Here is a 22760-nt window from a genome sequence, read left to right on the forward strand (position 1 = left end):
TCAGCCCTGCACCACGCGCAACACTTCGGCCAGGCTGGTCTCGCCACGGGCCAGGCAATCGCGGGCCTCAGCCACCAGGCTCTGCCGGCGGCCATCCAGGTAGGCCTGCATGGTCAGTTCGCTCTCGCCGTCGTAGAGCAAGGCAACCAGCCCGGCATCCAGCTCGATGAACTCGTACAGCCCCAGCCGGCCGACATAGCCGCTGCCCTGGCAGTGCTCGCAGCCAACCGGGTGAAAGCTTTCACGCAGGCTGCCCAGCTCCGGCCACAGTTCGCGCTCGGCGCTTTGCAGCGGCTGCGCCACCGCGCAGGCGCACAGGCGCCGCACCAGGCGCTGGGCCAATACGCCGCGCAGGCACGAGGCGATCAGGAACGGTTCGATGCCCATGTCGCGCAGGCGGGTCACCGCGCCCACGGCGCTGTTGGTGTGCAGGGTCGACAGCACCAGGTGCCCGGTGAGGCTGGCCTGCACGGCGATCTGGGCGGTCTCCTGGTCGCGGATCTCGCCCAGCATGATCACGTCCGGGTCCTGGCGCAGGATGGCGCGCAAGCCACTGGCGAAGGTCAGCCCGGCACGAGGGTTGATGGCGGTCTGGCCGATGCCGGCAATGGCGTATTCCACCGGGTCCTCGACGGTGAGGATATTGCGGCTGCCGTCATTCAGGCTGTTGAGGCTGGCGTACAGCGTGGTGGTCTTGCCCGAGCCGGTGGGGCCGGTGGACAGCACGATGCCGTTGGGCCGCGCCAGGCAACCACGCAAGCCACGCAGCACTGCGGCAGGCATGCCCAGGTTGTCCAGCGCCAGCAGGCTGGCCTGCTTGTCGAGCACGCGCATCACCACCCGCTCGCCATGGATGCCGGGCAAGGTCGAGACCCGCACGTCCACCTCGCGCCCGGCGGCGCGCAGGGTGATACGGCCATCCTGGGGCTGGCGCTTCTCGGCGATATCGAGCCGCGCCATGACCTTGATCCGCGACACCAGCATCGCCGACAACGCCCGTGGCGGGCGCAGTACCTCGCGCAGGTGGCCGTCGATGCGCAGGCGCACCACCAGGCTCTGCTCGAAGGTCTCGATATGGATGTCAGAGGCGCGCAGGCGCAGGGCCTGGCCGAACAGGCCATTGATCAGGCGAATCACCGGGGCTTCGTCGTCGCTCTCCAGCAGGTCCTCGATGCGCGGCATCTCGCTCATCAGGCTGTCCAGGTCGACCTGCTCGCCGATGCCTTCGATCAAGGCCTGGTTCGCCGCCTCGCCGGCCTGGTAGAGCTGGCCGAGGCGCTCGTCGAAGCTAGCGCTGTCGAGCTGCTCGACGCCCACCGGCTGGCCATGCACGCGCAGCAGTTCCTGCAACTGGTCACTCTCGGCGTCGCCGCGCAGCCACAGCTGCCAGCCGTTTTCACCCGGTGCCATGGCCACCCCGCTCTGCCGTGCCAGGCGATAGGGCAGCATCACCAGTCACCGCCTTCAAGGCGTGCCCGGCTGGAGGGGAACACCTGCAGCAACGGCAGGCCTTCAGCCAGGGCAGGCAGCTTGAGCGCAGTGTTCTGCTGCAGGCTCCGGTACTTTTGCTGGCTGATCCCGGCCAGACTCTCGCCGTCACGCAGGATGCGCGGGCGGATGAACACCATCAGGTTCTGCTTGGTGTTCTTGCTGGCGTCGGAACGGAACAGCCGGCCCAGGTAGGGAATATCGCCGAGCAGCGGCACGCGCTGGTTGCTGGTGGCCATTTCGTCGCTGATCAGCCCGCCGAGGATCACCAGGCCGTTGTCTTCGACCATGACCTTGGTCTTGATCTCGCGCTTGTTGGTGATCACGTCACTGGCGGCGCTGGAGTCGGCGATCGACGACACCTCCTGGACGATGTCCAGGCGCACGCTGTCGTCGATGCTGATCTGCGGCTTGATGCGCAGCTTCACCCCGACTTCCTTGCGCTCGATGGTCTGGTAGGGGTTGGCGTTGTTCTGGGTGACGGAGCCGGTGACGAACGGCACCTCCTGGCCCACCAGGATCGACGCCTCGGCGTTGTCCAGGGTCAGCAAGGTCGGTGTGGACAGCAGGTTGAAACCGCTCTTGCCCTTCAGCGCGTTGACCAGCATGGCGAAGTTGAAGCCACCACCGATATGGCCGATGCCGGCGGTGGCGCCAGTGGTAGCCGACAGCAGCTTGCCGAGTTTCTCGTTGTCGCCACTGCTGGCGGCCCCGGCGATGCTGGCGATGTTCACCCCGTTGCTGCCAAAGTTGACGATGCCGGCGCCGAACTTCTCATCTGCGAACAGCCACTGCACGCCCAGTTCCTGGGCGCTGCTGTCGGAAACCTCGGCGATGATCGCCTCGACCACCACCTGCGCCCGGCGAATGTCCAACTGCTCGACGATGCTGCGGTAGGCGGCCAGCTCGCTGTCGGGGCCAACCATCACCACGGCGTTGGTGCCTTCCTCGTACTCCAGGCGAATGCCCGAGTCGCTGGCCGCCGGCACGGGCACATCCTTGCCCTCGCCTTCCGCCGCCGGCACCGTGCCAGCCTGGCTCAGGCCGCGCAGCACCTTGACCACCTCGGCGGCATTGGCGTGGCGCAGATAGATGACCTGGGTGTTGCTGCTGCGCAGGCTGTCGCTGGGCCGGTCGAGCTGCACCAGCAGCGCCCGCACCCGCTCCCGGCTGTCGGCGCTGCCGCGCACCAGCAGCGCATTGCTGCGCGGGTCGGCAACCACCTGGGCGCTGTCGGCGCCCTGCTCGCGGGCCAGCAGGCGGGTCACCAGGCCAGCGGTGTCGGCGGCGCTGGCATGCTTGAGCGGCATCACCTGCAACGGCTCGTCGCTGACCTGGTCGAGCTGGCGCAGCAGGCTGTCGATGCGCTCCAGGTTACTGCGCCAGTCGGTGACCACCAGCAGGTTGGCCGCCGGATACGGGGTGATCACCCCGACCCGTGGGTCGATCAGCGGCTTGAGAATGCCGAGCATCTGCTCGCTGGCGGCGTTGCGCACATTGAACACGCGGGTGGCCACGCCGTCGCTGCCTTCGGCCTTCTTGCCCGCGGTTTCCACCGGCACTGGCTCCAGGCGCGCGGCCTGGTCGGGCACGATCTTCACGCTGCCGTTGGGCAGGTCCACGGCGGCGAAGCCCTGGGCGCGCAGCTGGGCAAGGAAGATGTCGTAGATGGCGTCGGCGTCGTGGCGATCGACCGTGCGCACAGTGACCTTGCCCTGCACCCGGGGGTCGACGATGAAGGTGGTGCCGGTGATACGCGACACGCTGTCGATGAACTCGCCGAGCTCGGTATCGACGAAGTTCACCTCGTACAGCGGCGTGCCGTCGTCGGCGAAGACTTCCGCCTCTTCGGCCCGGGCCAGGGACATGCCGAGCATCAGCAGCCCGGCCAGACAGTACCTTGCGATCATCATTCATCCTTGGCGCTTGAAGCCGGTCACGGCGGGGCGTGGTGGCCAGGGCAGGCGCTCGCGCCGCCCGTTGTTGTCGAAGATCAGGCCATCGGCGTCGATGTCCTGCAGCACGATGCCCGGTGCCAGGCGCTGGCCACGGCCGAGGGTGCGCACCTGTTGGCCATGGCGCAGTACCACCACGCTGGCCGACAGCGGCTGGGCCTTGAGCCCGCCCAGGTAGGCCAGGGGCAGGCGGGTCAGCGGAATACGGCCGTCGTCCACCGGCGCTTGCCAATGCTCGGCCAGCAAGCCCGGCAACGGCGCCAGCGCCGACACCGGCGCACTGGCAGGTTGCGGCTGGCGGCTGAGCAGCAGTACGCACTGCGCCGCCAGCCAACCGGCGAGAGTCAGCAACGCGAAGCTGAAAACACGCGAGATCACGCGGCCACCTGGTGCGGGTGCCAGCCAGGGTGGCCCTGCACGTAGCGCACGGCCGGCAGTTGCAAGGGTGCCAGGGCCCAGCCCGGCGCCTGGCGGGTCAGCCAGGCTTCGAGGGTCTGCCACAAGGGGGCGCCGGCCTGGGCATCGAAGTGCAGGCCAAAGGTGCGGCACAGGCCCTCGACGGGTTGCAGGCCGATGATGCGCTTGCCGTTGGGGCTGTAGCTGACCTGCCAGTCCTGGCTTTGCCAGCGCGGCAGGTCCTGGCTGTTGTCCAGCAGCAACGGGTCGCCGAACAGTTGCTCGGCGGCGTTTTCCAGCACCTGCTCGACCTGGCGCGCCGGGGCCTCCACCACCGGAGCGGGATAGCCGCCAGTCAGGCTGATCAGATGCTCGCGGCTGATCGCTTCACCGGCTTGCAGAGGGTAGTCATAACGCAGACCGGGCAGCAGCACCGGCATGCTCGAATCGTCGGCCAAGGCCTGGTGCAGCAGGCGGTCCCAACTGCCGCCACGGGTATCGCGGCGCCACAATGTTTCTGGGGCACGGGCCAGCGGCTGGTCGAGCCAGGCGGCATGGCCGCTACGCTGGCGTTGCAACTCGCCGCGCAACTGGTTGGCGCGGGCCAGGGCCTGGGGGGCGAGGCTGTGCTCGAAGGCCGGGAAGAACCGCGCCTCGAACTGCCATTGGCCGCCTGCCTGGCGGCAGCGCAGGCGAAACGCGCCACTGGCCCGGCAACCGGCGAACAGCACCGGTACCCGACGGCCGCTGGCCTGGGTGGCCTGCACCGGCGCCGGCCACAGGTCCTGGCCACGGGCGCACAACAGCACATCCACCTCGGGTATGCGCTCGGCCAACCACAAGCCCGGGCCGGTGCCGACATCTGCCAGCGCCACCACCAAGTCCGCCTCGCGCCGGGCTTGCTGGAAGCTCGGTTGCAAGGCTTGGTACCACTGTTTAAGGGAGGCTTTCTGATCCTGTGCATAAGGATCGGTGACGCCGACCACTGCAATGCGCACACCACCACGCTGGAACACCTGCAGCCCCTTGACGCCCAGGGCCTTGGCCTGGGCATCGGCCAGGCCGGCACCCAGGGTAATAGAGGAGGACTGGCGATAGAGTCCGGCACTGCGCTGTGGCCACAGCACGCGTTCATCGCTGCTGACCCGCACCTCGCTGCCCAGCAGTTGGCTGCCCTGGACACCGCTTTCGCCCTGGGTGAGGTAGGCCAGGCCACTGCCGTTCCAGCATTGGCCGTTCTCCAGGGTCAGGCATTGTTCGCTGCCGGCCTCGCGCCGCAGCTGTTCGAGCAGCGCGGCCAATACTGCATAGCCTCCAGTCTGGGCCTGGCCGGCAAGGCCGGCATCGAGCAACGGCGCCAGCTCAAGCTGCCCGGCACTCGCATTCGGCCCGCTCATCCACGGGGCACGCCCCAGGTGGCTGACCGGGCCGAGGCGCGTGGCCGGTACCACGGCCTGGCCCGGCTGGCGGGCATCGAGGGTATCGGCGACATACAGCAGGTCCAGCGCGCGGTCGCCAGCGCCACCGGGCATGGGCAGGGCCGAACAGGCGCCGAGCAACGGTGCCAGGGCACCGACACCCATCCAGCTGATCACTTCGCGCCTGCTCGCCATCGACTCCGCCATCCCTGTTCACGTAGGGCTCCGGATATTGCGGCGCTTGCGTGACAGTTTGATGGCAGAAAACCGACTTTAATTCCAAAACAGCGCAGGTTAACGCTTTAGTAATAGCGGTGAGTTTTAAAGGCTGTTTAACAAATCTGACAAACAATCATCATACTTGCCCTCTACATTCGCGGTTTCCTTCAACTCAGCCAAAAAAGGACACCCTGATGAGTCGAGATACCGGCGATAACCTGGACCGCAACCAGAGCGGCAACCTGCCGATGGCCAGTGTCATGGACACCTACCTGAGCCGTCGCTCCGTGGTGCGAGGCAGCCTCGGCGCGGCCATCGCCATGATCGCCGGTGCCGGCCTGACCGGTTGCTTCGACAGCGGTGGCGGCTCGGATCACGACGATCCAGCGCCGCAGCCGGAGAAACCCAAACTCAAGCTGGGCTTCAACTCCATCGCCGGCTCGCGCACCGACGCCTGCGTGGTCGCCGCCGGCTACAGCGCCTACGTGCTGGCCCCTTGGGGCACGCCGTTGAACGCCACCGCCAACCCATGGAAGGCCGACGGCAGCAACACCTCCACCGACCAGGCCAACGCCATGGGCATGCACCATGACGGCATGCACTTCTTCCCCATCAACGGCAGCTCCAGTGATGGCCTGCTGGCGATCAACTTCGAATACATCGACACCGCCGCCCTGCACCCGGCCGGCCCCACCACCGTCGCCGGCAAACGTCCGGTCGAGGAGGTGCGCAAGGAGATCAACGCCCATGGCGCCGGCGTGGTGCGCATCAGCAAGGTCGCCGGGCGCTGGCAGGTGGTCGACAACGACCCGCTCAATCGCCGCTTCACCACCGTCTCGCTGATGGATATCGCAGGCCCCATGCGTGGCACCGACCACGTCAAGACCAAGTTTTCACCCACCGGCACCCAGTGCCGCGGCACCAACAACAACTGCGGCAACGGCTACACCCCGTGGGGCACCTACCTGACCTGCGAGGAGAACTGGCCCGGCATCTTCGTCAACAAGGGTGTGCGCCCGGCCGACCAGGTGCGGATCGGCGTCTCTTCGAGCAGTGGCCAGTACAAGTGGGAAACAGCGGCTGGTGATGCCAGCGAAGTGGCCGGCGAATTCGCCCGCTTCAACATCACCCCCAGCGGCGCCAGCGCCACCGATGACTTCCGCAACGAAGCCAGCACCTACGGCTACATCGTCGAGATCGACCCGTACACCAACAACACCCTGGCGGTGAAACGCACCGCCCTGGGCCGCTTCCGCCATGAAGGCTGCTGCCCAGGCCTGCCGGTGGCCGGCAAGCCGCTGGTCTGGTACACCGGCGACGACTCCAACAACGAGTACCTGTACAAGTTCGTCTCCGACGCCCTGTGGGACCCGGCCGACGCCAACCCAGCCGACCGTTTGGCCACCGGCGCCAAGTACATGGACAAGGGCAAGCTGTATGTCGCCCGCTTTGATGCCAACGGCACCGGCGCGTGGCTGCTGCTCGACGTGGCCACCCCGACCACCGCCGGCAGCACCCTGGGCGCGCAGTTCGGCGACCTGCCGGGCATCATCCTCAACACCCGTGGCGCTGCCGACGCCGTGGGCGCCACGCCCATGGACCGCCCTGAGTGGACCGCCGTCAACCCGCTCAACGGCGACGTCTACCTGACCCTCACCAACAACAGCGCGCGCACCGCGGCCAAGGTCGACGCGGCCAACCCACGCGGGCCGAACCGCCACGGCCACATCATCCGCTGGCATGACAGCGACGACCACAAGACCTTCACCTGGGACATCTTCGTGTTCGGCGCCAACGCCGCCGGTGCGCCGGACATCAACCGCTCGGGCCTGACCGAACTGAACCAGTTCGCCAGCCCCGACGGCATGAGCTTCGATAGCCGCGGCGTGCTGTGGTTCGAGACCGACAACGGCGAAGCCACCCTGACCAGCTACACCAACGACCAGGTGCTGGCAGTGATCCCCACCGACCTGGTGGACGCCAACGGCAAGCAGGTCCCGGTCAACGCCACCAACCAGATGGACCTGCGCCGCTTCTTCGTCGGGCCGAATGGCTGCGAGGTGACGGGGATTGCCTTCACCCCGGACAACAAGACCATGTTCGTCAACATCCAGCACCCGGACAACTGGCCGAGCACCGACAAGGCCACCGACGTCACGCCGGCCGGTACCCCGGTGCGGCCACGGGCTTCGACGGTGGTGATCCAGCGTAACGATGGCGGGGAGATCGGCACCGTCTGATCGATCAGCTTTCACCTCAATCGCGGGACAAGTCGCATCGGCGCACCGATGCGACTTGTCCCGCGATTTTGTTCTACCAGGCCACCGCCTCCCTGCCCCTGACCCGCACCTGCTGCGCCGGCACCCGCGCATGCCATTGCACCACGCCCAGCGCCTCGATCTGGAACTGGCTGCGTAGCGTGCGCCCCTCTTCCTCGAACGACAGTTGCAGGACGAAATGGCCGCTGTTGAGCAGCAACCCTTCGCTTAGCCGGGCGAAGGTCTCGTCATCCACCGCCCCCAGCGCCTGGCGCAACGCCGCGGCATCGACATACCCGGCCGCCGGGCGGCCACTGATCACGCGGCTGAGCATCGAACGGGAGAACCGCCCTTCATACATCGCCTCCAGCAACGGCAGGTGCTCCAACCCCAGGGCATTGGCATTGAGCCGCCAGCCGCTGGTCGACGGCAGCGCGCAGAGCATTCGATAGCGGCCTTGCCGAGCACTGTCCGGCTCCAGCAGCAGGTTGAGTTCACTGGTGTCGAGCATGGGCTGGTTGGCCGCCAGCCGCGGTGGTTGCTGGCGCAGGTACTGGGCGCTCTCGGCGCCCTGCAGGCGGGCATCGCTATCGGCGTCCAGCCAGTCGGCCAGGGTATCGACCAGCCGTTCGGCGGCCATGTCATCGCCCAACAGCTGGCGCAACTGGCGCTCGGCCCGTGGGCCATCCTCCCCCAGCAGGGCGTTGACGTTGAAGCAGCTGTGCTGGTCGATCACCCGCAACTGCGCCTTGCCGGCGCCAAAGTCGTAGGCCAGCGGCTGCCCGCGAAGGGCCTGCCAGAACAGCGGGCTGGCGCGCCAGGCCGGATCACGCAGGGCCTGGGAGGCGTAGGCCAGCCCCGCCTGCTCCATAGCCCGTACCTGCACCCGCTGGTGCAACAGGCGCACTGCGTCCACCTGGCGCCGGCCATCCTCCACCAGCCAGGCCAGCCCCGCTGCCAGCATCGCCAGCACTACCAGCACCATCAGCAGTGCCGCGCCCCGTTGTCGCCTGCGCCCCATCCCTGTCTTCCCGTGGCTGCTGAAAAGCGTCAGTCAACACGCCGGTTGTTGCAGGCAGATGGCAGTCATCTGCCCGTCATCTGCGCAGGGCAGGATTGGCCTTCTTTTTCTTTGACCTGACAGGAGTGGTCTTACATGGGTGGCATCGGAATCTGGCAATTGGTGATCGTGCTGTTGATCGTCTTCCTGCTGTTCGGCACCAAGCGTCTCAAGGGGCTGGGCGGTGATGTGGGCGAGGCGATCCAGGGCTTTCGCAAGTCCATGGGCGGTACTGCTGACAACACTGTCGAGCAGCCCCCGCAAGTGCTGAACAATCAGCCGGTGCAGCAGACACAAACGGATCGTCAGGCCTGATGTTCGAGATCGGCTTCACCGAACTGCTGTTGGTGGGCATCGTCGCCCTGCTGGTGCTCGGCCCCGAGCGCCTGCCGGTGGCGGCGCGGACCCTGGGCCGTGGGCTGGGCCAGGCCCGTCGGGCACTGAATGCGTTGAAGGCGCAGGTGGAACGGGAGATCGACATGCCCGCCCTGGATGCCGCGCCGTTGCAGCGCCTGGAGCAGGATCTGCGCCAGGGCATCCAGCTCGACGCGACGCCGGCCAATGACCCGACACCCGTCGCCCATGCCAAGGAGAGCGCTTGATGTCCCTCGCTCTCGACCAGGCGGCGCGCATGCCGCTGACCGATCATCTGCGCGACCTGCGCAAGCGCCTGGTGCGCTGCCTGCTAATGATCGCGCTGGTGTTCTGCGGCTTGTTCCCCTTTGCCCAGACGCTGTACACGCACATCTCCGAACCGCTGCGCCGCTACCTGCCCGAAGGCGCCAGCATGATCGCCACCAGCGTCACCTCGCCGTTTCTTGCGCCATTCAAGCTGACGGCGATGTGCGCGCTGTTCGTCGCCATGCCGCTGCTGCTGCACCAGGCCTGGGGCTTCATCGCCCCGGGGCTGTACCGCCGCGAACGGCGTATCGCCCTGCCCCTGCTGGTGTCGAGCATCGTGCTGTTCTATGGCGGCATGGCGTTCGCGTTCTTCCTGGTGTTCCCGATGATGTTCGGTTTCTTCGCCAGTGTGACCCCGGACGGGGTGGCGATGATGACCGACATCGGCCTGTACCTGGACTTCATCCTGGCGCTGTTTTTGGCGTTCGGCCTGGCCTTCGAGATCCCGGTGGCGACCTTCATCGTGGTCTGGGCAGGGCTGACCGACGTCGCCACGCTGCGGCGCAGCCGGCCTTATGTGATCGTCGGCTGCTTCGTGGTGGGGATGATCCTGACGCCGCCGGATGTGTTTTCCCAGACCATGCTGGCGGTGCCGATGTGGGTACTGTTCGAGGTGGGGTTGCTGGCGTGTGGGTTGATGCGCCGGGCGGAGTAAAGCTGTACCGGCCTTATCGCGGGGCAAGCCCGCTCCCACGCCAATCGCACATTTGCACACTCTGCGGGGGAGCGGGCTTGCCCCGCGATAGGGCCATCAGCTCAACCAGAACGGTTCAACCCCACCTCCATGTCATCGATCAGCGCCTTGGCCATGGCGCTGAGGATCCGCGCCGAGCTGCCGGCCAGCAGGTCACCCTCCATTTCCGCCTCGCAAGTCAGGTGGCGGATGCAGCCGAGCAGCACCGACAACTCGCTGAAAGCGTCCTCGAAGGAAACACCCGGTTCGACCTTGAACAGGTCCAGGCAGACCGTGCGACCTGCAGTATGTCCGCGAGTCATGGTCGCAGCTCCGGTTTGTGTTCGAGCAGGGCGCAGGCCAGTTGGCCGAGGTAGTCGCTGGCGGTGAACAGACGGTCCTGAACTTCACCGGGTTCGGTCTGGAAGTAGATATCGAGCACATCGGAAATGGCAGTGGCTACCTCGACGGCGGCGGCCATCGCCTCCTCGCGGGCGAGCGTGGGACGGATACTGATAAAGGGTGCGAGACGGGGTGGGTCAGGTACGCGTTTTTTCATTGGGAAGTTCCTTCGTGATTAACAGGAACCGCCACTTGATCGTTCTCACATGATTGGGTGGCAGCCGTACACGGAGTGAGAACCCGGTCACGAAGAAAACCGGTCAGGCAGAACCTGCCCGCGCACGGCTGCCATAGCAGAGCGGCGTTCTTCGTGATGCGGGTTCTCACACCCTGTCACCACAATGTGGCGACCCGGTGAAGTTATCCCTGGGGTCTTTCCCCGACAACGCGCCAGCTTCCGGCAAGCACGTAGGATAGTTCCCAAGCTTTTCCGGTTGAAGCATTTGGTTTCAAGTTCGGAAATGTCCGACAGGAGATTTGGGGGACGGGGCGTTCATCGATAGGCGCCAAATCTCTATCGATATTCATCCCCATCGACACACTAATACAGACCAGTGGTATTGACCTGGTATTAAAGTGGTATTAGTTTTCATCCCACAACAATACCGGACACCGCCCATGCGTCCTCTAACCGCTTTGCGCCCCGACGACACCAGTGCCACCCCGCTCTACCTGCAGCTGGCGCGCAACCTTGAGCAGGCCATCCATGCCGGCCAGTGGACCGCCGACCAGGCCCTGCCCTCGGAGCGCACCCTCAGCGAAACCCTGGACATCTCCCGGGTCACCGCGCGCAAGGCCCTGGAAGTCCTGCTCGAACAAGGCCTGATCCAGCGCATCCAGGGCTCCGGCACCTTCATCACGCCACGCCTCGAACAACCCCTGTCGCGCCTGTCGAGCTTCAGCGAAATGCTGCGCATGAAAGGCTTCGTGCCCAGCTCGCAGTGGCTGGAGCGCAGCATCGGCACGCCGAGCAGCGACGAACTGATCCGCCTCGGCCTGTCGCCCACCGACCAGGTGGCCCACCTCAAGCGCCTGCGCAAGGCCGACGACATCGTCATGGCGGTGGAGGTCAGCACCCTGCCCGCCCGCCTGCTCGGCGACCCGCAGGCCATCGGCGATTCGCTGTACCAGCACCTCGACCAGCTCGGCCGCCCGGTGGTGCGCGCCCTGCAGCATATCCGCGCGATCAACGCCAGCGACGAACTGGCCGCCCAGGTGGGCATCGCACCCGGCACCGCCATGCTGCTGATGACCCGGATCGGCTACCTCGACGACAACACCGCCATCGAACTGACCGACACCTACTGCCGCAACGACTACTACGACTTCGTCGCCGAACTGCGACGCTGACCGGAGCCCCCATGGACATCGCCAACATCCTCACCCCCGACGGCTGGGTGCGCGGACAACTGCACCTCGAAAACGGCCGCATCCGGGCCATCGAGGGTACGCCGTGCGACCCGCAGACCAACGACCTGACGTATCTGCTGCCCGGGTTCATCGACCTGCACGTGCACGGTGGTGGGGGCAGCGACATCATGCAGGGCGGCGACGCCTTCGCCACCATCGCCCGCACCCATCGGCGCTTCGGCACCACTTCGCTGCTGGCCACCACCATGACCGCGCCCCGCGAGGAGCTGACCCGCGTGCTCGCCGAACTGGGCGAGCACCTCAAGCAGCCGCGCCAGGGCGCGCGCATTCTCGGCGTTCATCTGGAAGGCCCATATATCAACCCCGGCAAGCTCGGCGCCCAGCCGAACTTCGCCCACCAGGCGCTGCTCGACGAAGTCGAGGAGTACCTGGCCCTGGCGCCGATCAAGGTCATCACCATCGCCCCGGAAATCGCCGGGCACCTGCCGCTGATCCAGGCCTTGAGCCAGCGCGGCATCCGCCTGCAGATCGGCCACACCCTGGGCAGCTACGAGGAAGGCGTGGCGGCCCTGGAGGCCGGCGCCAGCAGCTTCACCCACCTGTACAACGCCATGAGCCCGCTGCACCACCGCGAGCCGGGCATCGTTGGCGCGGCCCTGGCCCACGCCCGCTACGCCGAGCTGATACCCGACCTGCTGCACGTGCACCCTGGGGCGATCAAGGTGGCCCTGCGCGCGATCCCGTGCCTGTACTGCGTCACCGACTCCACCGCCGCCGCCGGCATGCCCGACGGCGAATACCGCCTGGGCAGCCACACCGTGACCAAGTGCCTGGGCGGCGTGCGCCTGCCCGACGGCACCCTGGCCGGCAGCACCCTGACCATGGACCAGGCCCTGCGCAACCTGGTGAAGATCGGCCTGCCCCTGGCCGAGGCCTCCGCGCGCCTGTCCCGCTACCCCGCCGATTACCTCGGCATCGCCGACCGTGGCCGCCTGCAACCGGGCGCCTGGGCCGACACGGTGCTGCTCGATCGCCAACTGAACCTGACCGCCGTGATGGTCGAAGGAGAAACCGCATGAGCTCAAGGATGCTCGAAGAAGCTCGTAGCTGCGCCGATGTCGTCGAACGACAGAACCAGGTACTGGACCCGCGCCTGGAAACCCTGAGCGAACAACTGCGCCGGCTCGACCCGCAAGTGGCGCTGACCGTGGCCCGGGGCAGTTCGGACCACGCCGCCAGTTACTTCGCCTATGTCGCCATGCAGCAGCTCGGCCTGCCAGTGGCCTCGCTGCCGATGTCGGTGGTGACCTTGCAGCAGGCGCCGCTGCGGGTACGCGGCCAGGTGGCGCTGGGCTTCTCGCAGTCGGGCCAGAGCCCGGACCTGGTCGACAGCCTGCGTCGCCTGAACCAGTGCGGCGCGACCACGGTGTCGCTGGTCAATGCCGAGGGCTCGCCGCTGGAGCAGGCCTGCCAGCATCACCTGCCGCTGGGCGCCGGGCCAGAGCTGTCGGTGGCGGCAACCAAGAGCTTCGTCGCCACCCTGAGCGCCAGCGCCCGCCTGGTCGCCCATTGGGGCCAGGACCGCGCCCTGCTGGCAGCCGGCCTTGCCCTGCCCGCGCAATTGCGCGAGGCCGCCGCCCAGGATTGGAGCCCGGCCCTCGATACCTTGCGCGATGCCGAACGGCTGATGGTGATCGGTCGTGGCGCCGGCTTTGCCATCGCCCAGGAAGCGGCCCTCAAGCTCAAGGAAACCTCGGTGATCCAGGCCGAGGCTTTCAGCAGCGCCGAGGTGCGCCACGGCCCCATGGCGCTGATCGACGCCCAGTACCCGCTGCTGGTGTTCGCCCCGCGCGGCGTCGAGCAGGCCGGCCTGCTGCAACTGGCCGCCGACATGCGCCAGCGCGGCGCCCATGTGCTGCTGGCCGCGCCCGCCAATATCGCCGGGCGCGACCTCACCCTGAGCTGCGCCGAACACCCGGCCCTGGACCCGCTGCTGGCGATCCAGAGCTTCTACGTCATGGCCGCGGCCCTGGCCGAGGCCCGTGGCCTCGACCCCGACCAGCCGCGCCACCTGAGCAAAGTGACCTGCACGCAGTGAAGCCGCGAGGAACAGCGCATGCCCGACAATAACAAGATCATCCTCCATGCCCCGCTCGCCGGGCCGCTGGTGCCGCTGGAGCAGGTGCCGGACCCGGTGTTCAGCAGCGCCACCCTCGGTGACGGCGTCGCCATCGACCCACTCAACGACGTGCTGCACGCCCCGTGTGCCGGCGAGGTGGTGCAACTGGCCCGCACCGGTCACGCGCTGACCCTGCGCGCGGCCAACGGTGCGGAAATCCTCCTGCATATCGGTGTCGACACCGTGCAACTGCAGGGCCGTGGCTTCTCGCCATTGGTGGCGCTGGGCGACCAAGTCCGCCAAGGCCAGCCGCTGGTGCGCTTCGACATGGACCTGGTGGCGCAGCACTGTGTCAGCCTGGTCACCGTGATGCTGATCAGCAATGGCCCTGGCTTTGGCCTGAGGCGACTGGAGGCAGGCACTGCGCAGCTCGGCGCGGCGCTACTGGAGGTCGAGGCCACAGGTCACGAAGCGCAGGCCCGGCCGGTCAGCGATGAAAGCGCGCGCGGTCACGCCCGGGTCGCTCATCACGGCGGCCTGCACGCCCGCCCCGCTGCCTTGCTGCGCCAGACTGCGCAAGGTTTCCAGAGCCATGCCGTGCTGCGCTTCGCCGAGCGCGAGGCCGACCTCGACAGCCTGGTGGCGGTCATGGGCCTGGGCGTTGGCGAAGGTGCCGAAGTCGAACTGATCTGCACCGGGCCAGACAGCCAGGCCGCGCTGCTGGCGTTGACCGCCGCCGTGCAGACAGCCTCGGTCGGTGAGCGCCATGCCGCGCACGCGCCGACCAGCACCGCCATGCCCAAGCCCGCTGCCGGGCCCGGCATGCTTACCGGTGTCTGCGCCGCCCCCGGGCTGGCCCAAGGGCCACTGGCCCGGCTGGACGGGGTCAGCCTGCCGCCCGATAACGGCGACAACGATCCCGCCGCACAGCACCAGGCGTTGAACTCGGCCTTGGCCGAAGTGCGCCACGCCATTGACCGTGATTGGCGCCACCTGCCGCGCGGCCAGGAGGACGCGGCCGCGATCCTCGAGGCCCACCTGGCCTTGCTCGACGATCCGGCCCTGCTCGGCGACGCCCGCCAGCATATCGCCAACGGCGTCGCCGCCAGCCATGCCTGGAGCCGTGCCATCGATGCCCAGTGCCAGATCCTGCGCAGCCTGGGCAACCCGTTGCTGGCCGAGCGCGCCAACGACCTGTACGACCTGCAACAGCGCGTGCTGCGCGCTTTGCTTGGTGAAACCCGGCAACTGCGCCTGCCGCCCTCGGCCATTGTCGTCGCCCATGAACTGACGCCCTCCGACCTGCTGCTACTGGCCCGCCACGAGGTCGCCGGGCTGTGCATGGCCGCCGGCGGCGCCACCTCGCACGTCGCCATCCTTGCCCGCGCCCGCGGCCTGCCGTGCCTGGTGGCCGTGGGCGAAGCGCTGCTGGAGCTGCCCGCCGGCACGCCGCTGGTGCTGGACGCCGACCAGGGCCGCCTGGAAACCGAGGCTGATGCGCAGCGCCTGGCCGAGGTGCAGCGTCATGTGCAACAGCGCCACGAAACCCGCCAACGCCAGCGGGCCGCCGCCCAGCAAAGCGCCCGCACCCGCGATGGCCAAGTGATCGAGGTTGCCGCCAACGTCGCCAGTGCCGAGGAAGCCGCCGAGGCCTTGGCCCAAGGTGCCGACGGCATCGGCCTGCTGCGCAGCGAGTTCCTGTTCATCGACCGCCCCACCGCGCCGGACGAGGCCGAGCAGCGCAGCGCCTACCAGGCCGTGCTCGATGCCATGGCCGAACGCCCGGTGATCATCCGTACCATCGATGTGGGCGGCGACAAGCAGCTCGACTACCTGCCCCTGCCGGCCGAGGCCAACCCGGTGCTGGGCCTGCGCGGCATCCGCCTGGGCCAGGTGCGCCCGGAACTGCTCGACCAGCAGTTGCGCGCGTTGCTGCAAGTCAGCCCGCAACAGCGTTGCCGGATCATGCTGCCGATGGTGACCGAAGTCGACGAGCTGATCGCCATCCGCCAGCGCCTGGACCGGCTGGCCGGCGAGCTGGGCATCGGGCAACGCGCCGAGCTGGGGGTGATGATCGAGGTGCCCGCCGCGGCGCTGCTCGCCGAGCGCCTGGCCGAACATGCCGATTTCTTCTCCATCGGCACCAACGACTTGTCCCAGTACACCCTGGCCATGGACCGCGACCACGCCGGGCTGGCTGCGCGGGTGGATGCCTTGCACCCCGCCCTGCTGCGCCTGATCGAGCTGACCTGCCAGGGCGCGGCGAAGCACGGGCGCTGGGTTGGCGTGTGCGGTGCGCTGGCCTCCGACCCGCTGGCCACGCCGGTGCTGATAGGGCTGGGGGTGGCCGAGCTGTCGGTCAGCGCGCCGCAGATCGGTGAGATCAAGGCGCAGGTGCGCCAGCTCGATGCCGCCGCCTGCCGCCGCTTCAGCCAAGGCCTGCTGGGCTTGTCCAGCGCCGCCGCAGTGCGCCAGGCCTGCCGCGACTTCACCGCCCAGTCCCACGCCCAACCGGCCGCCGCCGCGGCCCTACAACAATAATCGGAGCGCACCATGTACCAGCACTTCATCCAGGGCCTGCAACGGCTCGGCCGCGCCTTGATGCTGCCCATCGCCATCCTGCCCATCGCCGGCCTGCTGCTACGCCTGGGCGACACCGACCTGCTCGACATCGCCCTGGTGCATGACGCAGGGCAAGCGATTTTCGCCAACCTGGCGCTGATCTTCGCCGTCGGCATCGCCGTGGGCTTCGCCCGCGACAACAACGGCACCGCCGGCCTGGCCGGAGCCATCGGCTACCTGGTGCTGGTGGCGACGCTGAAGGTGATCGACCCGAAGATCGACATGGGCATGCTCGCCGGGATCATCTGTGGTCTGCTCGGCGGTGGCCTGTACAACCGCTTCAAGGACATCCAGCTGCCGGACTACCTGGCGTTCTTCGGCGGCCGGCGCTTCGTGCCGATTGCCACCGGGGTGTCGGCGGTGTTCCTCGGGCTGCTGTTCGGCCTGGTCTGGCCGCCGATCCAGGACGGCATCAACAGCCTCGGCCAACTGATGCTGGAGAGCGGCAGCATCGGCGCGTTCTTCTTCGGTGTGCTCAACCGCCTGCTGATCATCACCGGCCTGCACCACATCCTCAACAACCTGGTGTGGTTCGTCTTCGGCAGCTTCCAGGCGGCCAGCGGCCAGGTGGTCACCGGCGACCTGGCGCGCTTCTTCGCCGGCGACCCGAACGCCGGGCAGTTCATGGCCGGCATGTTCCCGGTGATGATCTTCGGCCTGCCCGCCGCGTGCCTGGCCATGTATCGCCACGCCCTGCCGGCCCGGCGCAAGCTGATCGGTGGCGTGCTGCTGTCGATGGCGCTGACCTCGGCGCTGACCGGGGTGACCGAGCCGATCGAGTTCGCCTTCATGTTCCTCGCGCCGCTGCTGTACCTGATCCACGCGCTGCTCACCGGAGTGTCCATGGCGGTCTGCGACCTGCTGGGCATCCGCCTGGGCTTCACCTTCTCCGGCGGCGCCATCGACATGGCCCTGGGCTGGGGGCGCTCCAGCAATGGTTGGCTGGTGTTCCCTGTAGGCCTGCTGTATGCGGTGGTCTACTACTTCGTGTTCGACTTCTGTATCCGCCGCTTCGACCTCAAGACGCCGGGACGCGAGGAGCAACCCGGCAACGAAGCGGCGGCCGGGGCGGAGGTGCCCAGGGCCCGGCGCTATATCGACGCACTGGGCGGCGCGGCCAACCTGCAAGGGGTGGACGCCTGCACCACGCGCCTGCGCCTGGTACTTGCCGATCGCGGCCTGGCCCAAGACCAGGCCTTGAAAGCCCTCGGCGCCATGGCGGTGGTACGGCCTGGCAGCGGCGGCAGCCTCCAAGTGGTGGTGGGGCCGATGGCCGATGCGCTGGCCGATGAGATCCGTGGTGAACTACCCCATGCGCGGGTGACGGCAGCGGTGGCCGAGAAGGCCGCCGTGGTCACCGAGACGGTCGTCGTGGATGAATGGCTGCAGGCCCTGGGCGGGCGCGACAATCTGCTGGAAGCGCAGTGCGTGGCCTCGAGCCGGGTGCGGGTGCAAGTCAGGGATGAGAGCAAGGTGGAACAGGATCACCTGGCCGCCTTGGGATGCCTGGGAGTGAGTCTGCAGGCGGGTGGCGTTTGGCATCTGCTGGTGGGTGGCAAGGCGCCTGCGCTGGGCGCCGCCTTGCAAGGCTGAAAAGCATCGCGGGGCAAGCGCGCTCCCACGAATTTGCTTCGTGAGAGCGCGCTTGCCCCGCGATGTCATTCAACGCTTTCCTAGAAATCGGCCAGCGGCCAGACATCATAGGCAGGCGTTTCATACGGGTGGCTCTGCTTGAGCGCAGCGACCACCTGGGCGATAAGCGCATCAGCCACCACCAGCTCCACCTTCCATTCCTCGACCACCTCGACCTGACCGGTCTGCCCGAGGTACGGCTGGCTGCCGTGCAACGGGCGGAACTGGCCCTGGCCGAGGGTCTGCCAGGCGCAGTGGTCATAGTCGCCAATGCGCCCGCCACCGGCGGCGAACACAGCGGCCTTGACCACTTCGACATGGCTGTCGGGGACGAAGAAGGCGAGCTTGTACACGCCTTAGTTCACCCACACCCGCGCGTTACGGAACATGCGCATCAGGGCCGCGTCTTCCTGCCACTCATCCGGGCGCCAGGAGTTCTGCACGGCGCGGAACATACGCTCCGGGTGCGGCATCATGATGGTCACGCGACCGTCGCGGCTGGTCAGGCCGGTGATCCCGCGCGGCGAACCGTTCGGGTTGGCCGGGTAGGCTTCGGTGACCTTGCCGTGGTTGTCGACGTAGCGCAGGGCCACGCAACCGGACAGGTCGGCTTCCAGCAGTGCCTCTTCGCTGGCGAATTCGGCATGGCCTTCACCGTGGGCGATGGCGATCGGCATGCGCGAACCGGCCATGCCCTGCAGGAAGATCGAGTTGGACTTCTGCACCTCGACCATGGCCACACGGGCTTCGAACTGCTCCGAGCGGTTGCGCACGAAGTGCGGCCAGTACTCGGTGCCCGGGATCAGCTCGTGCAGGTTGGACATCATCTGGCAACCGTTGCACACGCCCAGGGCGAAGCTGTCGGTACGCTCGAAGAAGGCCTGGAAGGCATCGCGGGCACGGGCGTTGAAGAGCGCCGACTTGGCCCAGCCCTCACCGGCACCGAGCACGTCGCCGTAGGAGAAGCCGCCGCAGGCCACCAGGCCCTTGAACGCTTCGAAATCGACACGACCAGACAGGATGTCGCTCATATGCACGTCGACGGCGGCGAAGCCGGCGCGGTCGAAGGCCGCGGCCATCTCGACCTGGCCGTTGACGCCCTGTTCGCGCAGGATCGCCACTTGCGGGCGCACGCCCTTCTTGATGTACGGCGCGGCGATGTCTTCGTTGACGTCGTAGCCGAGCTTGACCGACAGGCCTGGGTTGTCTTCCTCGAGCAGCGCGTCGAACTCCTGGTCGGCGCAGTCGGCGTTGTCGCGCAGGCGCTGGACCTGGTAGCTGGTCTCGGCCCACTGGCGCTGCAGCAGGCGACGGTCGCCCTTGAACAGCTCTTCGCCTTCGAACTTGATCAGCACTTCACCGTTGTTGATCGGCTGGCCGATCACCGCGACGCAATCTTCGCCCAGGCCTGCGGCGCTGAACTGCGCCAGCACATCCGGCGTGGCGTCCTGACGGACCTGGATCACCGCGCCCAGCTCTTCGTTGAAGAGGATGGCGGCGACTTTCTCGCGCTTGCTGGTCAGGTTGCCCAGTTCCAGCTCCAGGCCACAGTGGCCGGCGAAGGCCATTTCCAGCACGGTGGTCAGCAGGCCACCGTCGGAACGGTCGTGGTAGGCCAGCAGGTGGCCGTCTTCGTTCAGGCCCTGGATAACGGCAAAGAACGCCTTGAGGTCTTCGGCGTCGTCGACGTCCGGCGCCTGGGCGGCCAGCTTGCCGTGGGTCTGCGCCAGGATCGAGGCGCCCATTCGGTTCTTGCCACGGCCCAGGTCGATCAGGATCAGGTCGGTCTCGCCCTTGTCCATGCGCAGCTGCGGGGTCAGGGTCTTCCGGATGTCGGTGACCGGGGCGAAGCCGGTGATGATCAGCGACATCGGCGAGGTGACGCTCTTCTGCTCGCCGGCTTCGCTCCACTGCGTCTTCATCGACATCGAGTCTTTACCCACCGGAATGGTGATGCCCAGCTCCGGGCACAGCTCCATGCCGACGGCCTTGACGGTGTCGTACAGGCGGGCGTCTTCGCCCGGGTGGCCGGCGGCGGACATCCAGTTGGCCGACAGCTTGATGTCGGACAGCTTCTCGATGCGCGAGGCGGCCAGGTTGGTCAGGGTCTCGCCGATCGCCATGCGCCCGGACGCCGGGGCGTCGAGCAGGGCCAGCGGGGTACGCTCGCCCATGGCCATGGCTTCACCGGTGTAGACGTCGAAGCTGGTGGCGGTGACGGCGCAGTCGGCCACCGGAACCTGCCACGGGCCGACCATCTGGTCGCGGGCCACGAGGCCGGTAATGGTGCGGTCGCCAATGGTGATCAGGAAGCTCTTGCTGGCCACGGCCGGGTGACGCAGCACGCGCTCGACCGAGTCCTTGAGTTCCAGGGTGCTCGGGTCGAACTCATCGCCCAGCTCCGCTTCGCGGGTGACCGAGCGGTGCATGCGCGGCGGCTTGCCCAGCAGCACGTCCAGCGGCATGTCCACCGGGGTGTTGTCGAAGTGGCTGTCGGTAACGGTCAGGTGTTTCTCTTCGGTGGCCTCGCCGACCACCGCGAACGGGCAACGCTCGCGCTCGCAGATGGCCTGGAAGCGCTCGAAGTCCTCGGCGCTGACCGCCAGCACGTAGCGCTCCTGCGATTCGTTGGACCAGATCTCGTGCGGGGCCATGCCCGGCTCGTCGTTGGGCACGTTGCGCAGTTCGAAGCGGCCACCGCGGCCACCGTCGTTGACCAGCTCGGGGAAGGCGTTGGAAATGCCGCCAGCGCCGACGTCGTGGATGAAGGCGATGGGGTTCTTGTCACCCAGCTGCCAGCAGCGGTCGATGACCTCCTGGCAACGGCGTTCCATTTCCGGGTTCTCGCGCTGCACCGAGGCGAAGTCCAGGTCGGCGGAGCTGGCGCCAGTGGCAACCGACGAAGCGGCGCCGCCACCCAGGCCGATCAGCATGGCCGGGCCGCCAAGCACGATCAGCTTGGCGCCGACGGTGATCTCGCCCTTCTGCACATGGTCTTCACGGATGTTGCCCATGCCGCCGGCGAGCATGATCGGCTTGTGGTAGCCACGGACTTCCTCGCCGTGCGGGGTGTTGATGCCCTGCTCGAAGGTACGGAAGTAGCCGGTCAGGGCCGGGCGACCGAATTCGTTGTTGAACGCGGCGCCGCCCAGCGGGCCTTCGATCATGATGTCGAGGGCGTCGACGATGCGCTCGGGCTTGCCGTACGGCTTTTCCCAAGGCTGCTCGAAACCGGGGATGCGCAGGTTGGAAACGGTGAAACCGGTCAGCCCGGCCTTGGGCTTGGCACCACGGCCGGTGGCGCCTTCGTCGCGGATTTCGCCGCCGGAGCCGGTGGAGGCGCCGGAGAACGGGGCGATGGCGGTCGGGTGGTTGTGCGTCTCGACCTTCATCAGGATGTGTACCGGCTCCTGCACCGCGCCGTACTGGCGGGTCTCAGGGTTCGGGAAGAAGCGCCCGGCCACCGAACCGACGATCACCGAGGCGTTGTCCTTGTAGGCCGACAGCACGCCTTCGCTGTGCATCTGGTAGGTGTTCTTGATCATGCCGAACAGGCTCTTCTCCTGCGCCTGGCCGTCGATGTCCCAGCTGGCGTTGAAGATCTTGTGGCGGCAGTGCTCGGAGTTGGCCTGGGCGAACATCATCAGTTCGATGTCGTTCGGGTTGCGCGCAAGGCCCTGGAAGGCGGCGACCAGGTAGTCGATCTCGTCTTCGGCCAGGGCCAGGCCCAGGTCGATGTTGGCCTGGGCCAGGGCGGCGCGGCCACCGGCCAGGATGTCGACCGAGGTCATCGGCTTGGGCTGGGCGTGGCTGAACAGGTCGGCGGCGTCTTCCAGCTTGCCCAGCACGCGCTGGGTCATGCGGTCGTGCAGCTCGGCGGCGATGGCCTGGGCGTCGGCGTCATTGATATTGCCGGCTACGTAGTAGGCGATGCCGCGCTCCAGGCGCTGGATCGACTGCAGGCCGCAGTTGTGGGCGATGTCGCTGGCCTTGGATGCCCAGGGCGAGATGGTGCCCAGGCGCGGCACGACCAGGAACAGGCGGCCACTCGGCTCCTGTACCGGCACGCTCGGGCCGTACTTGAGCAGACGGCCCAGCACCTGCTGCTGGTCGGCGGTCAGCTCGCCGTCGACGTCGGCGAAGTGGGCGAATTCGGCATACAAACCAGTAACAGCGGGGACTTTCTGGCTCAGTTGCTCGAGTAATTTACCGTGGCGAAAGGCAGAAAGGGCAGGAGCGCCGCGCAGGATCAACATCGTCGGGACAGCCTCAGGAAGGGGTGTGCTTAGAGGCCGTGCATTCTAGCCTAATTCGCAGGCTTTCGGCACCCGCTCTAAGCCAATGCTGCCGGGCGGTGGAACCGGACCCAGGGGTCAAAAAATCACCCCTTGCGCCACTCCCGTCACAGCGCCTGCTACCAGACAAGCCACCTATTGTCGAGATATGGCGCCGGCAGTCCTTTGCGT

The 22760-nt window shown here is 67.4% G+C and carries 18 protein-coding genes; 9 read left to right on the forward strand and 9 right to left on the reverse strand.

Going from position 1 to position 22760, the window contains the following annotated elements; translation table 11 throughout:
• Genes LU688_RS22345 through LU688_RS22360 form a run of 4 tightly spaced genes read right to left on the reverse strand, consistent with a single transcriptional unit; the run spans position 1 to position 5464 of the window.
• Positions 1-1449 (reverse strand): GspE/PulE family protein, encoded by a 1449-nt coding sequence (locus LU688_RS22345; RefSeq protein WP_094011665.1) that lies wholly within the window; start codon positions 1447-1449, stop codon positions 1-3.
• Entirely contained in the window at positions 1449-3398 is a 1950-nt protein-coding gene (gspD, locus tag LU688_RS22350) for a type II secretion system secretin GspD (protein ID WP_094011666.1), read from the reverse strand. Before gspD ends, LU688_RS22345 begins: the two co-directional genes overlap by 1 nt.
• A gap of 3 nt (positions 3399-3401) precedes the next feature.
• On the reverse strand, positions 3402-3821 hold the full coding sequence (locus LU688_RS22355; RefSeq protein ID WP_038706716.1) for a pilus assembly protein PilZ: 420 nt from the start codon (positions 3819-3821) through the stop codon (positions 3402-3404).
• Positions 3818-5464, reverse strand: a complete 1647-nt coding sequence (locus LU688_RS22360; RefSeq protein ID WP_094011667.1) for a bifunctional UDP-sugar hydrolase/5'-nucleotidase — start codon at positions 5462-5464, stop codon at positions 3818-3820. The genes LU688_RS22355 and LU688_RS22360 overlap by 4 nt, the downstream gene beginning before the upstream one ends.
• A 206-nt stretch (positions 5465-5670) precedes the next feature.
• Here LU688_RS22360 and LU688_RS22365 point away from each other — a divergent pair, with 206 nt between their 5' ends.
• A complete protein-coding gene (locus tag LU688_RS22365) occupies positions 5671-7716 on the forward strand; it encodes a PhoX family protein (protein ID WP_160290954.1) in 2046 nt (681 codons plus the stop codon).
• 73 nt (positions 7717-7789) lie between these two features.
• Here the strand turns inward: LU688_RS22365 and gspK are convergent, their stop codons facing one another.
• Positions 7790-8755: a type II secretion system minor pseudopilin GspK gene (gene gspK / locus LU688_RS22370; RefSeq protein WP_094011669.1), complete on the reverse strand. Its 966-nt coding sequence runs from the start codon at positions 8753-8755 to the stop codon at positions 7790-7792.
• 135 nt (positions 8756-8890) lie between these two features.
• Here gspK and tatA point away from each other — a divergent pair, with 135 nt between their 5' ends.
• Genes tatA through tatC form a run of 3 tightly spaced genes read left to right on the forward strand, consistent with a single transcriptional unit; the run spans position 8891 to position 10130 of the window.
• The gene (gene tatA / locus LU688_RS22375) at positions 8891-9109 is read left to right on the forward strand and encodes a twin-arginine translocase TatA/TatE family subunit (protein ID WP_201754980.1); all 219 of its coding nucleotides are present in this window, start codon (positions 8891-8893) and stop codon (positions 9107-9109) included.
• The gene (gene tatB, locus LU688_RS22380) at positions 9109-9396 is read left to right on the forward strand and encodes a Sec-independent protein translocase protein TatB (protein ID WP_094011670.1); all 288 of its coding nucleotides are present in this window, start codon (positions 9109-9111) and stop codon (positions 9394-9396) included. Before tatA ends, tatB begins: the two co-directional genes overlap by 1 nt.
• Entirely contained in the window at positions 9396-10130 is a 735-nt protein-coding gene (gene tatC, locus LU688_RS22385) for a twin-arginine translocase subunit TatC (protein ID WP_094011671.1), read from the forward strand. Before tatB ends, tatC begins: the two co-directional genes overlap by 1 nt.
• Positions 10131-10231: 101 nt before the next feature.
• Here tatC and LU688_RS22390 read toward each other — a convergent pair whose 3' ends face one another.
• Complete coding sequence (locus tag LU688_RS22390) at positions 10232-10471, reverse strand: DUF3077 domain-containing protein (RefSeq protein WP_050704173.1); 240 nt, start codon at positions 10469-10471, stop codon at positions 10232-10234.
• Entirely contained in the window at positions 10468-10707 is a 240-nt protein-coding gene (locus LU688_RS22395; protein WP_094011672.1) for a hypothetical protein, read from the reverse strand. Before LU688_RS22395 ends, LU688_RS22390 begins: the two co-directional genes overlap by 4 nt.
• 461 nt (positions 10708-11168) lie before the next feature.
• Here LU688_RS22395 and LU688_RS22400 point away from each other — a divergent pair, with 461 nt between their 5' ends.
• From LU688_RS22400 to nagE, 5 genes are read left to right on the forward strand one after another with little or no spacing between them, the layout of a single operon-like run.
• Positions 11169-11900 carry a GntR family transcriptional regulator gene (locus LU688_RS22400; protein ID WP_038706720.1) on the forward strand — a complete coding sequence of 244 codons (732 nt, stop codon included), beginning with the start codon at positions 11169-11171 and terminating at the stop codon, positions 11898-11900.
• A gap of 11 nt (positions 11901-11911) precedes the next feature.
• A complete protein-coding gene (gene nagA / locus LU688_RS22405) occupies positions 11912-13000 on the forward strand; it encodes an N-acetylglucosamine-6-phosphate deacetylase (protein ID WP_094011673.1) in 1089 nt (362 codons plus the stop codon).
• Positions 12997-14019, forward strand: a complete 1023-nt coding sequence (locus tag LU688_RS22410; RefSeq protein WP_094011674.1) for an SIS domain-containing protein — start codon at positions 12997-12999, stop codon at positions 14017-14019. Before nagA ends, LU688_RS22410 begins: the two co-directional genes overlap by 4 nt.
• An 18-nt stretch (positions 14020-14037) precedes the next feature.
• Positions 14038-16581 carry a phosphoenolpyruvate--protein phosphotransferase gene (gene ptsP / locus LU688_RS22415; RefSeq protein WP_094011675.1) on the forward strand — a complete coding sequence of 848 codons (2544 nt, stop codon included), beginning with the start codon at positions 14038-14040 and terminating at the stop codon, positions 16579-16581.
• Positions 16582-16593: 12 nt separating this feature from the next.
• Positions 16594-18255: an N-acetylglucosamine-specific PTS transporter subunit IIBC gene (nagE, locus tag LU688_RS22420; RefSeq protein ID WP_094011676.1), complete on the forward strand. Its 1662-nt coding sequence runs from the start codon at positions 16594-16596 to the stop codon at positions 18253-18255.
• An 80-nt stretch (positions 18256-18335) separates the two neighbouring features.
• On the opposite strand, the gene LU688_RS22425 is transcribed toward nagE, so the two are convergent.
• Positions 18336-18647 carry a YqfO family protein gene (locus tag LU688_RS22425; protein WP_104444959.1) on the reverse strand — a complete coding sequence of 104 codons (312 nt, stop codon included), beginning with the start codon at positions 18645-18647 and terminating at the stop codon, positions 18336-18338.
• 3 nt (positions 18648-18650) lie between these two features.
• Complete coding sequence (gene purL, locus LU688_RS22430) at positions 18651-22550, reverse strand: phosphoribosylformylglycinamidine synthase (protein WP_038706725.1); 3900 nt, start codon at positions 22548-22550, stop codon at positions 18651-18653.
• Between the last annotated feature and the right edge of the window lie 210 nt (positions 22551-22760).

Origin of the sequence: Pseudomonas soli, assembly GCF_021283165.2 — a bacterium.
In the GTDB taxonomy this organism is placed as follows: domain Bacteria; phylum Pseudomonadota; class Gammaproteobacteria; order Pseudomonadales; family Pseudomonadaceae; genus Aquipseudomonas; species Aquipseudomonas soli.